The following is a 15,464-nucleotide window of genomic DNA, read 5'->3' as shown; positions in this document are numbered from 1 at the left end:
AAAATAATTAGTATTTTTATTAGCAAAACAGGGCTTTAAGCCCTGTTTTTTATGTAATTACTCTAATGCTTTGCCTTTGGTTTCTGGAATTAAGAAGATAAAGGCTATTGCTGATAACAAGTAAGCTCCAGAAAGTAGTGCTAATGCATAACTGATGGAGTAAACAGTCGCTAGATAGGCAATGAGTACTTGCGATACACCCGCAATACCACGACCAACGTTAAATATAATGTTTTCAGCACTTGAACGGGCATCCGTTGTATAATGTTCAGCCAACAAAGCCCCATATCCACCCATCATACCATTAACAAAAAAGCCGATAACTGAACCAAATAGTATTAAAACTAACATATCAGTTTGGTGAAAATAGAACCATATTGAAATAGCTGATATAAGTAAAAATATTATATAAGATGGGCGACGACCAAATTTATCACATAACCAACCGAAAATTAAGATTCCTAATGACATACCAATCGTGGTTGATATGGTCCAAAACATCGTATTTTTGAATGGTAGTTTTAATTCAGTCGCAATCATATTAGGCATCCAAACCATTAATCCATAAAACCCAAAGTTTTGTACTGCACAAGCAATAGTTAAACCAATAGTGGTAGCTGTGATTCTAGGGGTTTTAAATAGTTTTCCGATGGCTATTTTATTTTTATTTTGATCTTTTAAGTTTTGCCAAATTTCAGGCTCTTTTAAACCTTTACGCGTCCATGCAACAAATAGTGCAGGTAATACACCCATGGCAAATGCCCAGCGCCAACCATGCACTTCACCAATAAAATTAACGGTTAGGGCGGCAAGAATTATTCCCACTTGAAAGCCTAATGCCACAATTGAAGTTGCTCTGGAACGTTTGTGTTTAGGCCAACTTTCTGATACTAATGTCATGCCTATACCAAATTCACCTCCCAAACCAAGGCCACTAAGAAAGCGAAAAATTAAAAAGCTTTCATAATTTGGTGAAATAGCACAAAGGCCTGTAAATAATGAGAAGATTAAAATTGTCCATGAAAATACTCTAACACGGCCAAATTTATCAGCAAGTACGCCGAAAAGAATTCCACCTAATACAGCCCCTAATAATGTCGCCGAAGTTAATGTACCTAGATCGGATTTGGTTAGGTTAAAAGTAGTTGCAATTAGGCTAAAACAAACACCTAAAATCATCATATCTAAACCGTCTAATGCATATCCTACTGTTGATGCAAATAAAGTACGTTTTTGATAAGGAGTTGTTTGTGCGCTTTCACTCTCAGCTTGGTTGGTCATGCTTGCATTAATATTCATGTTTACCTCAAGTCAATAAAAAGATAGTGGTTCAATCTAAGCGTTATTTTGTTTAACTCATCATTAAACGAAGGGGCTCAAAAAGCGGGGGCAAGTATATACTTAAAAATGGTAAAAAGCTAAATGAAAATCCAAAAATATCAGCTTTTATTTTATTTATTGTTGTTTTGGCAAAATTATCTGTTTAATATTGAAAAATATCTAATTTTTTAGACAAATTAGTCGATAATTTTGCCATTTTACGGATGTTAGCCGATAGCTTAGTAACCGATATTGTTAAGATGAAAATTTTACTCTTCGGCAAAATACCAATAACCAAGATTAACAAATTTTAACATGACATCTAAGGTTACATCGTCTTGTATTTGCTCATAGCAAAGTACTTCAGTTTCACATAACAAATTAATTGTTGTCATTGGTAGAGGTATTTTTTTTCCGTTGATATAGGCGGTATCACCGATTTTTAGGATACGGATACTAGGAACTCGGTAGAGTTCAGCTCCAGCTTTGAGAATAGCTTCGAATTCATCTAAATCATAAGCTGGTTGAACAGGAATGATATTTAGTTCATGCATAGGCATTGTGATATGTTTACCAAACCAATCATTAAATAAAGCTGGATTATTTATTAAATCAATCATTTGATTTTTAAGCTTTTCAATTTCATATGGTTGGATTAGATACGGATCGCTAGGTAACTTTAAGTCAGGGTCTTGATAGAAGATGCCATTAGGTAAGTTATCAATTACATAATCAGCAAATCCACTTAATAAGTCTTGTGATGTTTGGGTTCTAAATCCTACCGAATAACTAAGTGATTCGCCAATCGATATCCCATTATGTGGAAAACCAATTGGAATATATAAAATATCTCCAGCAGTAATTTCCTCATCAATAATAGGTTGATAATCTTCAACATGTAATAAAGCTTTATGAGCACTAAATTGTTTATAATTAGGATTACGATCACCAACTTGCCAACGACGGCGGCCTTTACCTTGAATGATAAATACATCATAATTATCAATATGAGGGCCAACGCCAGCACCTTGGGTTGCATAAGATATCATTAGGTCTTCAAATTGCCATTGTGGAATGCATTTAAACGGTTCAACTAAAGTAGCTGCTTGCTCATGCCAATGATCGACAGCTTGGACAAGTAGGCTCCAATGATCTTCACCTAAGTCACTAAAGTCAATAAATGGCCCATATTTTGCGTCCCATTTTCCATTTTTGTTAGTAACAATTCGACTTTCAATTTCTTCTTCCATGGCAAGACCAGCTAGTTCTTCAGGGGAGATAGGATCGATAAAATTACTAAAAGCATTACGTAAAATAACTGGTTTTTTTTGCCAATAATTAGTTAAAAAGTCATCCCAATTGATTGTTAATTTGTTACTCATTAATTACTCCTTTTAAATTGAATAATTGACAAAAGTTTGTTGTAGTTTGTTGTGCAATAGTATCAAGAGTTACACCTTTTAGTGCAGCTAAATAATTAGCTACCTCTTTAACATAAGCGGGCTGATTTTCTTTTCCCCGATAGGGAACAGGCGCTAAATAGGGAGAATCAGTCTCAATCAAAATGCGATCTAAAGGCACAAATTTTGCTACTTCTCGCAGAGATTCGGCATTTTTAAAGGTGATAATCCCTGAAAATGAAATATAAAAACCAATATCTAATAAAGCTTTAGCTGTATCAATATCTTCAGTAAAACAATGTAAGACACCCGCGTAAGCTTGCTCTTCTTTTAATATTTTTAGGGTATCTTGTTTAGCGTTACGGGTGTGGACAATTATTGGTTTTTTTAATTGTTTACCTAAGTGAATGTGTTGTATAAAATTGTATTGCTGTAATTCAAGATTATCTTGTTGATAGTAATAATCAAGACCTGTTTCGCCAAGAGCGATAACATTATCTTCTTGTGCAAGACGAGCAAAACGCTCGGTGTCGTAAGGTTCATCATCTAAATTGAGTGGGTGAATACCACATGAAAACGAGCATTGTTTTTTATATGGCATTAGCATTGCTTTCATCGCTTCATAACCCGACAATGTTGTTGCAACACTTAGACAATGTTTGACATCATTATTTAATGCCTCTTGCAAAACGCTATCAAGCGTTTTATTTGTATAGTCCAAACTGTCTAAATGACAGTGCGAATCAATTAGAAACATATTAAACTCTTTTAATTATTTGAATGATGTTCGAAATCTCGAACTGGCTTTATGGTTGACCATGAACGGCAGCTTGGGCACAACCAGTAGAGGGTATTAACGGTAAATCCACATTTTTTGCACCGGTAATTGGGAACTGTTTTTATCTGTTCACCTACCATATTTCGAAGAAGTAATAGACTTTGTTTGGCTTTTCCTTGTTCAGCATCAGCTACATGGTAATCCATTAATCGGTAAAAACCTTTAAGATTTGGGTGTTTTAATAATTCACGATAAAGGTAATATTGAGCCGCATCTAGCCCATTATTTTTTTCAACAATATCGGCAAGCATCAGTTCTGCTACATTACCAGTGTCTTGTTTGACACAAATTTCTAAAAACTGTTTGAATAGTTGTGGCTGATTTATTTGTGTATAACATTCTTTTAATAGTGGTAAGGCTTCGCCAATAAAAGCTTTGTCTTGGTTTATTATTTGTTGAAAAGATTCAATTGCTTGTTCGATTTTGTCTTGAACCATTAATACTCGTCCAAGCATTAATGAAGTACGAGCACAATTAGCATCGGCAGTAGCCGACTTTTTTAATAGGTTGTATGCTTGTTCTAAATCATCATCAGCGATAGCGAGTGCAGCTAGTTCACAGTAAAATTGGGCGATTTCGATCTTATATTTTTCATTGCCAAGTTTTACCAGTCTGGTTGCGATATTAATCGCATTGTTCCATTCGCTTGTAGATTGATAAATGATAAGTAACTGTTGTAGAGCATGTTGCTGGAAGTCTTCTTCATCAATCAATTGTAAAAACATCTCTTCGGCACGGTCATAAAGCCCCGCAACCATATAGTCTCGTCCAAGTTGCTGAATTGCTAATAATCGTTGATCAAATGTTAATGATGAACTTTCCATTAATGCTTGGTGAATACGTATTGCGCGATCAACTTCGCCACGTGAACGGAATAGGTTTCCTAGTGTTAGATGCGCTTCGAGGGTACCATCATCTTCTTTAAGTAGATCAAGGAAAATGTCAACAGCTTTATCTTTTTGATTAGACAAAAGAAAATTTAGACCATCCACGTATTCTCGAGATAATCGATTCGATTGATTTAAATATTTTTGTTTGGCATTTCTGTCACCCATATACCAGCCATAAGCAGCGGCTATTGGCAGTAACAGAAATAACAATTCAAACATAATTACCTTTTTTAATTGGTATTGGTTAAATTCATTTTCTGATGATTAGATATGTCTTCATCATATCTTTTTTGTAATTTATTCAATTTACGTTTCGTCGATGAATGTTGGAATTTAGATTTTAAGAAATATATTCCAGTTAATATCCAGCCAACTAAAAAACCTGAACCAAATAATATTGCCAGTAATACAGATAATCTGACTTCAGTTTTAGCAATTAAATAGTTAAAAGTTACTATTTGATTATTAGCTGAACCTATAGTTATCGAAATGGCGAAAATAAGAATTATCAATAAAATTGATATTACTAATTTCATAATGCTAACCTTATTATTTTTATTAAAAAATTGATATTACCTAATTCTTTTCTTTAAAACTATTCTTTTCTTTTGCTTTATTCCATTACTATATGCCATTTTTTAACATAAAAACAGCAGATAAGTGAAATTAACCAGGCTAGCAATATCCCTAATATTAAATCATAAGCAGAATGCATGCCTAATAATAGTCGACTCGTTTCAATGAGCAATGACCAAATAGTAATGATTGATACAATAAAAAAATGTCGTTTAAAACTTAGCAGCATTATGGCTAATAAAGCCCAAGTGGCTGCAAATAAAGTGTGCCCAGAAGGAAAAGCATAACCTGTTTCACTTTGCCAATGATTAGATAACCATGTAGGAATAATGGTTGAATTGGCTAATAATTTTTCAATATTAGCTTTACGTTCTGCTCTTGTTTGTGAATAAAATTGCTTTTCATCAAGATTAAACTCTTTATCTAACCATATAACATAAGGTCTGGATTCAGCAGTTTGTTGTTTGATGATACTCTTAACAACTTGCCCACCTAACATTGCACTGACTAAAACTAACCATAATAGTAATAATGTTTTTTTATTTTTATTAACAAGTTTTAGGTAAAAGAGTAAAAAAAACAGCCCAGATGTTATTATTGCCCACGGAAAACTAGCTGTTTCAGTTACCCAAAATAAATATTTAGATATATTATTTATTGACATTGGTTGCCACTGCCAATTTACGGTTATAACAGATAACGGTATAATCAGAAATAAGATCAATGGCACTATTGTTTTTTTTATTACTAACCCCATTTAAAACTCAATTAAGCATAAAATTTTATTTATTTTAACATGGAAACACGATTTTCTTTTAAAAAATCTTAATCATGTTGTGATGAAACTTGGAGATAATAATGCAATTAAAACATGTTGCACAAGCTAAACTACCAACCCCGTGGGGATGTTTTACTATTGTTGGTTTTGAAGAAATTGCAACAGGTAAGGATCATGTCGCATTAGTGTTTGGTGACATTAATGATCATTCATCCATATTAACACGTGTTCATTCTGAATGTTTGACGGGCGATGCATTATTTAGTTTACGATGTGATTGTGGTTTTCAATTAGAAGCTGCATTGAAGCAGATAGCTAAAGAGGGTAAAGGTGTCTTGATTTATCATCGTCAAGAAGGGCGTAATATTGGTTTGCTAAATAAAATTAGGGCTTATGCCCTACAAGATCAGGGTTTAGATACTGTTGAGGCCAATGAACAATTAGGCTTTGCTGCTGATGAACGTGATTTCACCTTATGTGCAGATATGCTTAGGTTACTAAATGTGTCTCAAGTTCGATTATTAACTAACAATCCGGAAAAGATAAAAGTTCTTGAACAAGCGGGAATTAACGTTACTGAACGAGTGCCTTTAGAAGTGGGAGAAAATCCAAGCAATGAACATTATTTAGCGACTAAAGCTAATAAATTAGGACATATACTACATTTACACCACTGTAATCATTAACTCTTTAAAAAGAGAATTTTACGAAGTTGCTATATTTTTAATTTAGTTGTTGTAATTATTTAATCGTTTAACCTCAAAATCTATTATCGATTTTGAGGTTAATTTTTATTTAGAAATAAATTAATTTATTAATCTTTGTCGCATCTTAGTACGCCACCATTAGCAATTTGGTCCTTTGATACTTCATGCATAATAATTTGCACCGCCTCTGGTTTACAGTTGAGTGTTTCAACAATTGCATCAGTTACTCGTTTAGCCATTTCACGTTTTTGTTCAATGGTGCGTCCTTCTAAAAAATCAATAACTACATTTGGCATAAATATTTCCTAATTATTAATGGTGGCAAGTTGCGCATCAGTTAATGCAATGTCTTGATTATGACATATTTCAATTCCAGTTTGGATAATTTTTTCAGCAATCACTTTGGCTTCATCTAAAGAGTGCATGGTATAAGTCCCGCATTGATATTCATTCAGCTCCGGGATTTGCGATTGAGATTTTACATTCATAACATCATGCATAGCCTTTAACCATGCATTAACAACTAAAGATTCTTCAGGTTTACCAATTAAACTCATATAAAAACCGGTTCGGCAGCCCATTGGTGAGATGTCAATAATTTCAACTTTATCACTATTTAAATGATCACGCATAAAGCCTGCAAATAAGTGCTCTAAAGTATGAATACCTTTTTCAGGTAGTAGTGCTTTATTAGGTATAGTAAAGCGAAGATCAAATACTGTAATATCGTCACCTTTTGGGGTTGCCATGGTTTTAGCGATTCGCACAAAAGGCGCTTTCATTTTAGTATGATCAACTTTAAAACTGTCTAATAAAGGCATAATTTTCTCCTTGAGTTTGGGATTAAGCCATTTTGCTTGATTAGCTTAATATATTCCACTATTTTATATTCATTGATTTAATAAATTTATCAATTCTTGTTCATCAATCACTTTTATTCCCAGTTCTTGCGCTTTGGCTAATTTTGAACCGGCTGACTCTCCAGCAATTACTAAGTCGGTTTTTTTTGAAACACTACCCGTTACTTTAGCACCAAGTTGTTTTAATTTGGTTTTTGCTTCATCGCGCGTTAATAATGATAGAGTTCCTGTTAACACAATGGTTTTGTTAGAAAACGGAGAATCTGTTGTTAACAGTTCTACTTCTACATCTGGCCAGTGTATACCAATTTCCTCACTAATTAATTGATCAATTACCGTGCGGTTATGAGGTTCTTGAAAGAAGTCGATAATACTTTCTGCAATTACAGCACCAATATCATTTACCGATTGTAATTGTTCCAAAGATGCGTTTTCAATTACTGTTAAATTTCCTAATTGATTAACTAAATTTTCTGCAGTTACTTCACCAACATTAGGAATACCAAGTGCAAAAATAAATCGATTTAAACTCGTATTTTTTGATTTATCTAATGCGTTCATTAAATTATTAGCTAATTTTTCACCAACTTTGTCTAATGAACATAAAATTGGTACTGTGAGTTTATAAAGATCTGCAGGTGTTTTCACATATTCTTTGTCAACCAATTGTTCAATTATTTTATCGCCAAAACCTTCGACATTCATTGCTCGGCGAGAAACAAAATGTTTTAAGGCCTCTTTACGTTGTGCCTGACAAATTAATCCTCCGGCGCAACGAGATATCGCTTCTCCTTCATCACGGACAATGATTGAACCACAAATCGGGCAGTGAGTTGGAAAAATAATTTCTTTAGTATCAACAGGTCTTCGATCTTTAATTACTGCGACAATTTGAGGAATAACATCGCCAGCTCGACGAACGGTGACATAATCACCCTCACGAATACCTAAGCGGATGATTTCATCGCTGTTATGCAGTGTGGCATTACTTACAATTACACCTGCAACTGAAACTGGCTCTAATCTGGCCACAGGCGTTATCGCACCAGTACGCCCAACTTGAAAGTCGACTTTATTTAGCTTTGTTACTTCTTCTTGTGCTGGAAATTTGAATGCGGTAGCCCAACGAGGTGCACGAGCAACGAAACCAAGTTGTTCTTGTTCAGCAATGCTATTTACTTTAATTACAACACCATCAATATCAAAATCTAATGACATTCTTTGCTCGCCAATTTGCTTAAAATAATCTAGTGCTTCTTCTGCACCATGGCGAATTTGAACTTTGTCACTTACTGGTAGACCCCAAGCTTTAAATTGCATTAGTCTTGCATAATGAGTATTCGGTAAGTCAGCTCCTTCATAAATACCAACGCCATAACAGAAAAAAGTAAGCGGTCTTTTGGCTGTGATTTTTGGATCTAACTGTCTTAATGAACCTGCCGCAGCATTCCTTGGATTCGCAAATATTTTTTCGTTGCGTTTTTCCGCCTCTGCATTCAATTTAGTAAAGCCTTTATGTGTCATAAACACTTCACCACGAACTTCTAAACGAGGTGGTACATTTTCACCTTGCAATACGAGAGGAATAGTTTTTATGGTTCGTACATTGGCGGTAATATCTTCGCCAGTTGTGCCATCACCTCGTGTAGCAGCTTGAATAAATTGGCCATTTTCATATATCAGACTTACAGCTAATCCATCAAGTTTTAGCTCGCAACAGTATTCAACGGCTTGATCTTCATCTAGCTCTAAGCGATCTTTTATTCTTTTATTAAAAGCGATAAAACTTGATTCATCAAAAACATTATCCAGAGATAACATAGGCAGTTGATGTTTGATCGAAGAAAATTGTGATAATGGGGCTCCCCCAACACGTTGAGTTGGTGAGTCAGGGGTAATGAGTTCGGGATGAGTGAGCTCTAGATTTTGTAGCTGTTTGATTAATTTATCATATTCCACATCTGGTATTTCAGGTGTATCCAGCACATAATAACAGTATTCATGATGTCTTATCAGGTTACGTAAAGTCGAGATCTGTTTTATTACATTTTGGTGAGATCCAGATTGCGATACTGAATGTTCAGTTATATTTGATTGTGGCATGATTTTAAACTCTTAAATTAACATGAAGGTTTTTAAATTTATTAATAAAATAGTATTTATAGGTATTTTAGAACAATAGATTTTAATAAAAATTGTCAATTAACTAATATAAGCCAGACTATTCCGCTAATTTTTTAGCGGAATAGTAGCAAAAATGAGGAATTTTAAACTGCTAGCTTAAATTTCATTACAAGCTTTCTTTATGCGTTCTTTATAACTATCGATTTTTTGTGGTGTCATCATGTGATGTTCATCATCTAAAACTACACCATTAACATCATCAGCGATACGTTGCGCAGTTTGTAGCATTAATTTGAAATTTTGTTGATTGTTTCCATGAGTTGGCGCAACCATAAAAATCGATACGCCAGGTGTTGTAAATTCGTGCATAGTTTCAGGATCTAGATGTCCTGGACTGATCATATTCGCCAAACTAAATAATATTGGTCCATTACCGGCAGGGTCAACATGGCGATGAAAAATACGCATATCACCAAATTGGAATCCTGATTGCATGATGCTAGCTAATAGCATATCACCTTGTAGTTCCTTGCCATTTAAGCCAGTGACATTTAATACAATAATTTCAGTTTTAGCTTCTTCACTATCGTCTATCGTAATTTTTTCTTGTTTTTCAAGTTTTTCATCCGATTGAGAATGCTCGGTTATGATATCCTCACCAACTTTTTTAGTTGGTTTTTCATTTTCAGTATTTTCTTTAACTGGTTGAGCAGTAAAGCTATTCGATTGAAAATCGCTAGTCGATTCATTAGAAACCTTAATATCGATTTTCGGTTGTTGGTCGTCATCATCTGAAAACAGGTCGACTTGACGAGGCAGTTGTTCTTCTTCTTTTACTAATCCTTCATTAACATGGACATTAGTATCATCCTGTTTTGTTTTGCTTTTTGGCGTTAGTAAAATCACATCATCTTCATCATCATTATAGATGTCTTCATATTGCTGAGTATGTGTTGTGAATTTATCTTTTTTGCCTAACTTAAATAAAGAAGAACGTTCTTTTTTATTGATCCAAAGCCCATGAATTAATAATGCAATAATGACCAAGGATGCAACCACAATTAGAACAGTACGTAAATTATCCATAATACCCACTCAGAATTAAATTAAATATAGATTCAAATTATTCAATAATATAATTGAAAAAAAAGGATTAAAAAATACCATAATGAAATTTTTTTACTTTTAAGTTAAATCCATACTTACTTATTACAGCGCGAAAAACTATTTGTATATATTACTTTATTTCTACAAATAATCATAATTATCAATAGAAATTTTTTATAAATTCGCTTTTAAATCCAATAAGTCAGTTAATTTTTAGAACTCTGTGCTATTAAGGTGTTAAGACTCTTACAATCTATGCATATTTTTTGTAAAATCTCCGATCACTTTTGAATAATATTCATTGTTTTTATTAAAAAAATAATTATTAAGTTACCGAGGTCTTTTTTATATGAGATTTAATAAGCTATTACTTACTCTGCCAGTGGCATTAACTAGTCTATTATTAGCCAGTTGTGATAATAATCAATCACAAGATGGTGCTGGCCAATTACCAAAGGTAACTGTTTTTAAAGTTGAACCTTTAAACTATACCCTAAAAATAAACTTACCTGGACGGGTTGTTGCTTCCCAAATCGCTGAAATCCGACCACAGGTTAGTGGGATTGTACTAAATCGAGAATTTGAAGAAAGTTCAAATGTTAAAGCGGGTCAATCACTTTATCAAATTGATCCTGCTATTTATCAAGCTAATTATGATAGTGCAGTGGCCAGTGTAGCTAGCGCTAAAGCTAACGCTAATATAGCTCAACTAACCTTAAAACGTTACGCAGGACTTTTGAATACCAAATCAATCAGTCAACAAGAATATGATAAAGCTGCTGCTGATGCCAAACAAGCTGAGGCAAGTGTTTTAGTTGCTCAAGCAGCAGAGCACGCTGCCAAAGTTAATTTAGACTACACTAAAGTATACTCACCAATTGATGGTTATATTGGTAAATCAAGTGTGACAGAAGGGGCATTAGTGTCAGCAGGACAAGCTGCTCCATTAGCTTTAGTACAACAACTTGATCCTATCTATGTTGATATGACTGAAGCTGCAACTCGTTATAATAAATATCTTCAAGATGAAAATATTATTTATGAGCCAGCTCAAGGTGACAATGTTGAGTTATTTTTTAATGATGGTTCAAAATACGCTCTATCAGGAAATATTAAATTTTCAGATATGACGGTTAATGAAACGACCGGAACAGTTACCCTGCGATCGCAATTTTCTAATGCTGAAGGAAAAATCTTACCGGGGATGTTTGTAAAACCACAATTGACATTAGGTACAATTAAAAATGCGGTATTGGTTCCGCAACAAGGCATTACTAGTAACCAAAAAGGTCAATATACTGCTAAGATTTTAAAACCAGATAATACTGTTGAATATCGTCAAGACATTAAAATTTATACAGGTATAAGTGGTTATTGGGTTGTTACCAGTGGTATTGATGTTGGTGAACAAGTGATTACTACAGGTTTACTTAATTTAAACGCAGTAGAAAGGGGGCAACCAATGAAGGCTCAAGCGGTAGATAAACCAGCTACGCTTTCTCAAGAGCAATTAGACAATATCATCAAAAGCAGCGTGAAATAAAACAGGGGTAGAGTTAATTATGGCTAAGTTTTTTATTGATAGACCTGTTTTTGCATGGGTAATTGCTATCATGATGATGCTGGGCGGTGCTTTATGTATTAAGCTACTCGCTGTTGAACAGTATCCTGATATCGCACCACCAGCTGTTACGGTTTCTGCTGTTTATCCAGGGGCTGATGCTCAAACTATTGAGAATACAGTTACCCAATTGATTGAGCAAAACTTGACTGGTTTGGATAATTTGATCTATATGAAATCAACCAGTAGTGCCCAAGGGGTTGTACAAACAACTTTGACCTTTGCACCGGGTACTAGCCCTGATTTTGCGCAAGTGCAAGTTTTGAATAAAGTAGAGAGTATAAAATCACGTCTGCCAGAAAGTGTGCAAAAAAATGGGGTGTCGGTTGCTAAAAATAATACCAACTTCCTAAAAGTTATTGGTTTCTATTCTACCAATCCTCAAAAAACGCAAGCAGATATTGCTGACTTTATTTATTCAACGGTACAAGATCAGATACGCCGTGTACAAGGGGTAGGTGATACTCAGTTATTTGGTTCTGAATATGCAATGCGTATTTGGTTAGATCCAAACAAACTTAATTATTTTAATCTATCTATTGAGGAAATTATTGCTGCCATTCAGGCGCAGAATGCGCAGGTTACTGCTGGGCAACTTGGTGCTTTACCAGCAACTGAAGGACAAGAGCTTAATGCAACCATTACAGCTCAATCACGGTTAAAAACACCCGAGCAATTTCAAAATATTTTAGTTCGAGTTAACACAGATGGTTCAAACATCTTATTAAAAGATGTCGCCAAAGTTGAAATTGGCGCGGCTGATTATAACTTTCTTTCACGCTATGACGGTAAACCATCAGCTGGTTTAGGTATTTATTTGGCGACAGGTGCAAACCAACTCGATACATCAGCAAAAGTTGACCAAAAAATACAAGAGTTATCACAGATTTTTCCTGAGGATATCAAATTTGCCTATCCTTATGATACAACTCCATTCGTTAAGTTATCGATTAATAACGTAGTTCATACATTAATTGAAGCAATCATATTGGTTGTTATCGTTATGTATGTCTTTTTACAAAACCTGCGTTCTACACTTATTCCAACTATCACCGTACCAGTTGTGTTGTTAGGTACGTTTGCAGTTTTATATATATGTGGATTTACTATTAATACATTATCCATGTTTGCTATGGTGCTTGCCATTGGTCTTCTGGTCGATGATGCCATCGTGGTAATTGAGAACGTTGAACGTATTATGCATGACGAAGGACTTTCGCCTTATGATGCTACTGTCAAATCGATGGAACAAATTACTTCGGCATTAGTGGGTATCGCCGTGGTACTATCAGCGGTATTTGTACCAATGGCATTTTATGGTGGTGCAGCAGGGGGGATCTATCGTCAATTTTCAATCACAATTGTAACATCGATGGCTTTATCAGTATTGATGGCAATTGTATTAACACCAGCTCTTTGTGCGCAAATTTTAAAAGCGCCATCGAAAAATAAAGTTAAGATAACTACGTTAGGCGAAAAATTAGAAAGCATACCTCCGTTTAGCTGGCTTTCAATCGGAACTAAATGGTTTTTTAATAAGTTTAATAATTTATATAACAAGAGTTTACATGCCTATGAAAAAGGTGTGATTAAATTTATTCGTTATCCGCTAATTTCATTTGTTTGCTATGTCTTGATAGTTGTTGGCTTAGTGTTTGGCTTTAACCGTTTACCAACAGGTTTCTTACCAAATGAAGATCAGGGGGTGTTGATTGTAATGGTTGAGTTACCACCTGGTGCGACATTAGAACAAACCATGGGTGTATTGAACAAAACCTCTCAATTTTATATGAATGAAAAAGCTGATTCAGTTAAGGAAATCTTTACCGTTGCTGGTTTTAGTATGGTTGGTCGTGGACAAAACATGGGACTAGGTTTTATTCGCTTAAAAGATTGGGATGAACGGAAACGCCCGGATCAAAAAGTGGATGCATTAGTTGGTAGTGGTTGGGGATTTGCTTCTACTGTTACTGAAGGTCGTGTCATTATTACTAATGTACCGGCTGTGCCATCACTTGGTATGGCAAATGGTTTTTCTTACATGTTAAAAGATACCGCTGGACTTGGCCATGAGGCACTGATGGGGGCATTTTTCCAATTATTGGGTCAAGCTGCACAGAATCCTAATCTACAACAAGTTCGTCCAGGTAGTATGCTAGATGTTCCACAATATAAGATTAATGTTGATTTTGAAACTGCTCAAGCACTTGGTGTTGCAGTAAGTAGCGTAAATACCGTACTTTCAACAGCATTGGGTTCTGCTTATATTGATGATTTTGTTTATAACAATCGGGTTAAAAAAGTCTATTTACAATCTGATTCAGCTTATCGAATGTTACCTGATGATTTCAGCTTTTGGCATGTTAAAAATCAAAAAGGTGAAATGGTTCCTTATGATGCATTTGCTACTACAAGTAAGAGTTATGGTTCGCCATCTTTAGTTCGTTATGATGGAGTTGCAGCGATGGGCATCAGTGGATCAGCTGCACCAGGTATGAGTTCTGGGCAAGCTATGGCAATAATGGAAAAATTATCTAAAAACTTACCGAAAGGTTTCTCGTATGATTGGACAGATATTTCTTACCAAGAACGTCAAACAGGTTCACAAACGACAATGCTTTATTTTATCTCAATTATTGTAGTGTTCTTATCATTAGCTGCATTATATGAAAGTTGGACTGTACCTATTTCTATCTTATTCGTTATCCCATTAGGTATTATTGGTACTGTATATGCAACTATGTTTAGAGGCCTTGATAATGATATCTACTTTATCGTTGGTCTATTAACAACGATGGGGCTATCGGCTAAGAATGCTATTTTGATCGTAGAATTTGCTAAAGATGCACTAGAAAAAGAAGGTAAGTCATTAATTGATGCAACGTTAGAAGCTTGTCGCTTACGCTTACGCCCAATTTTAATGACTTCATTTGCCTTTATCCTCGGTGTTTATCCACTGGCTACCAGTAGCGGTGCCGGTTCTGTAAGTCAGAATGCGGTAGGTACAGGGGTTATTGGTGGTATGTTAACGGCAACATTCTTAGCGATATTCTATGTTCCGTTATTCTTCTTATTTATAACGAAATTATTCACTAAACATAAGAATAAAGTGGTGTTGCCAGCTAACTATACTGGTAAAACAGAGAAATAGTTAATGAATAATTAATATGAACTTAAAGCACCAATAATATTGGTGCTTTTTTTTATCTAACTTTTAATTGATTGTTTATTTGATATTTTAAT

General features: G+C 34.7%; 13 protein-coding genes. 3 read left to right on the top strand and 10 right to left on the bottom strand.

Annotated elements, in window-relative coordinates; translation table 11 throughout:
- Positions 1 to 57: 57 nt before the first annotated feature.
- The 6 genes from H3U96_RS09785 to H3U96_RS09760 all read right to left on the bottom strand — a co-directional run bounded on the left by H3U96_RS09785 (position 58) and on the right by H3U96_RS09760 (position 5,781).
- Positions 58 to 1,299, bottom strand: coding sequence for an MFS transporter (locus tag H3U96_RS09785; RefSeq protein ID WP_065614104.1), 1,242 nt, complete (start codon positions 1,297 to 1,299; stop codon positions 58 to 60).
- A gap of 290 nt (positions 1,300 to 1,589) precedes the next feature.
- Complete coding sequence (locus H3U96_RS09780) at positions 1,590 to 2,702, bottom strand: cupin domain-containing protein (protein WP_086361133.1); 1,113 nt, start codon at positions 2,700 to 2,702, stop codon at positions 1,590 to 1,592.
- Positions 2,695 to 3,477 carry a YchF/TatD family DNA exonuclease gene (locus tag H3U96_RS09775; RefSeq protein ID WP_086361132.1) on the bottom strand — a complete coding sequence of 261 codons (783 nt, stop codon included), beginning with the start codon at positions 3,475 to 3,477 and terminating at the stop codon, positions 2,695 to 2,697. The genes H3U96_RS09780 and H3U96_RS09775 overlap by 8 nt, the downstream gene beginning before the upstream one ends.
- A gap of 11 nt (positions 3,478 to 3,488) precedes the next feature.
- Entirely contained in the window at positions 3,489 to 4,667 is a 1,179-nt protein-coding gene (lapB, locus tag H3U96_RS09770; RefSeq protein ID WP_086361131.1) for a lipopolysaccharide assembly protein LapB, read from the bottom strand.
- Between the two features lie 11 nt (positions 4,668 to 4,678).
- On the bottom strand, positions 4,679 to 4,984 hold the full coding sequence (locus H3U96_RS09765) for a LapA family protein (RefSeq protein ID WP_034901614.1): 306 nt from the start codon (positions 4,982 to 4,984) through the stop codon (positions 4,679 to 4,681).
- Positions 4,985 to 5,061: 77 nt separating this feature from the next.
- Positions 5,062 to 5,781, bottom strand: a complete 720-nt coding sequence (locus H3U96_RS09760; RefSeq protein WP_198196460.1) for a phosphatase PAP2 family protein — start codon at positions 5,779 to 5,781, stop codon at positions 5,062 to 5,064.
- 101 nt (positions 5,782 to 5,882) lie between these two features.
- Between H3U96_RS09760 and ribA the strand changes: the two genes are divergently transcribed.
- Positions 5,883 to 6,488 carry a GTP cyclohydrolase II gene (gene ribA / locus H3U96_RS09755; protein WP_034901611.1) on the top strand — a complete coding sequence of 202 codons (606 nt, stop codon included), beginning with the start codon at positions 5,883 to 5,885 and terminating at the stop codon, positions 6,486 to 6,488.
- Positions 6,489 to 6,616: 128 nt separating this feature from the next.
- Here the strand turns inward: ribA and H3U96_RS09750 are convergent, their stop codons facing one another.
- From H3U96_RS09750 to zipA, 4 genes are all read right to left on the bottom strand, one after another.
- Positions 6,617 to 6,805 (bottom strand): 2-hydroxymuconate tautomerase, encoded by a 189-nt coding sequence (locus H3U96_RS09750; RefSeq protein ID WP_034901609.1) that lies wholly within the window; start codon positions 6,803 to 6,805, stop codon positions 6,617 to 6,619.
- Positions 6,806 to 6,814: 9 nt separating this feature from the next.
- Positions 6,815 to 7,330, bottom strand: coding sequence for an S-ribosylhomocysteine lyase (gene luxS / locus H3U96_RS09745; RefSeq protein ID WP_086361277.1), 516 nt, complete (start codon positions 7,328 to 7,330; stop codon positions 6,815 to 6,817).
- A gap of 69 nt (positions 7,331 to 7,399) precedes the next feature.
- On the bottom strand, positions 7,400 to 9,472 hold the full coding sequence (gene ligA, locus H3U96_RS09740) for an NAD-dependent DNA ligase LigA (protein WP_086361276.1): 2,073 nt from the start codon (positions 9,470 to 9,472) through the stop codon (positions 7,400 to 7,402).
- 177 nt (positions 9,473 to 9,649) lie between these two features.
- Positions 9,650 to 10,582, bottom strand: a complete 933-nt coding sequence (gene zipA / locus H3U96_RS09735; RefSeq protein ID WP_065650995.1) for a cell division protein ZipA — start codon at positions 10,580 to 10,582, stop codon at positions 9,650 to 9,652.
- A 367-nt stretch (positions 10,583 to 10,949) separates the two neighbouring features.
- On the opposite strand from zipA, the gene H3U96_RS09730 reads away from it, so the two are divergent.
- Entirely contained in the window at positions 10,950 to 12,143 is a 1,194-nt protein-coding gene (locus tag H3U96_RS09730; RefSeq protein ID WP_198196458.1) for an efflux RND transporter periplasmic adaptor subunit, read from the top strand.
- Between the two features lie 19 nt (positions 12,144 to 12,162).
- Positions 12,163 to 15,372 (top strand): efflux RND transporter permease subunit, encoded by a 3,210-nt coding sequence (locus H3U96_RS09725; RefSeq protein WP_034901597.1) that lies wholly within the window; start codon positions 12,163 to 12,165, stop codon positions 15,370 to 15,372.
- Positions 15,373 to 15,464: the final 92 nt, after the last annotated feature.

Source organism: Gilliamella sp. M0364, assembly GCF_016100565.1.
Taxonomy (GTDB): domain Bacteria; phylum Pseudomonadota; class Gammaproteobacteria; order Enterobacterales; family Orbaceae; genus Gilliamella; species Gilliamella apis.
Note: the sequence above shows the minus strand (reverse complement) of the source record. Positions and strands in the feature narration are given on the sequence as shown.

What these genes read in the sequence shown, in the direction of transcription:
- H3U96_RS09725 (WP_034901597.1), top strand. Translation starts at nt 12,163, where the DNA reads ATGGCTAAGTTTTTTATTGATAGACCTGTTTTTGCATGGGTAATTGCT.
- H3U96_RS09780 (WP_086361133.1), bottom strand. Translation starts at nt 2,702, where the DNA reads ATGAGTAACAAATTAACAATCAATTGGGATGACTTTTTAACTAATTAT.
- luxS (WP_086361277.1), bottom strand. Translation starts at nt 7,330, where the DNA reads ATGCCTTTATTAGACAGTTTTAAAGTTGATCATACTAAAATGAAAGCG.
- ligA (WP_086361276.1), bottom strand. Translation starts at nt 9,472, where the DNA reads ATGCCACAATCAAATATAACTGAACATTCAGTATCGCAATCTGGATCT.
- H3U96_RS09730 (WP_198196458.1), top strand. Translation starts at nt 10,950, where the DNA reads ATGAGATTTAATAAGCTATTACTTACTCTGCCAGTGGCATTAACTAGT.
- H3U96_RS09750 (WP_034901609.1), bottom strand. Translation starts at nt 6,805, where the DNA reads ATGCCAAATGTAGTTATTGATTTTTTAGAAGGACGCACCATTGAACAA.
- lapB (WP_086361131.1), bottom strand. Translation starts at nt 4,667, where the DNA reads ATGTTTGAATTGTTATTTCTGTTACTGCCAATAGCCGCTGCTTATGGC.
- H3U96_RS09785 (WP_065614104.1), bottom strand. Translation starts at nt 1,299, where the DNA reads ATGAATATTAATGCAAGCATGACCAACCAAGCTGAGAGTGAAAGCGCA.
- ribA (WP_034901611.1), top strand. Translation starts at nt 5,883, where the DNA reads ATGCAATTAAAACATGTTGCACAAGCTAAACTACCAACCCCGTGGGGA.
- H3U96_RS09775 (WP_086361132.1), bottom strand. Translation starts at nt 3,477, where the DNA reads ATGTTTCTAATTGATTCGCACTGTCATTTAGACAGTTTGGACTATACA.
- H3U96_RS09760 (WP_198196460.1), bottom strand. Translation starts at nt 5,781, where the DNA reads ATGGGGTTAGTAATAAAAAAAACAATAGTGCCATTGATCTTATTTCTG.
- H3U96_RS09765 (WP_034901614.1), bottom strand. Translation starts at nt 4,984, where the DNA reads ATGAAATTAGTAATATCAATTTTATTGATAATTCTTATTTTCGCCATT.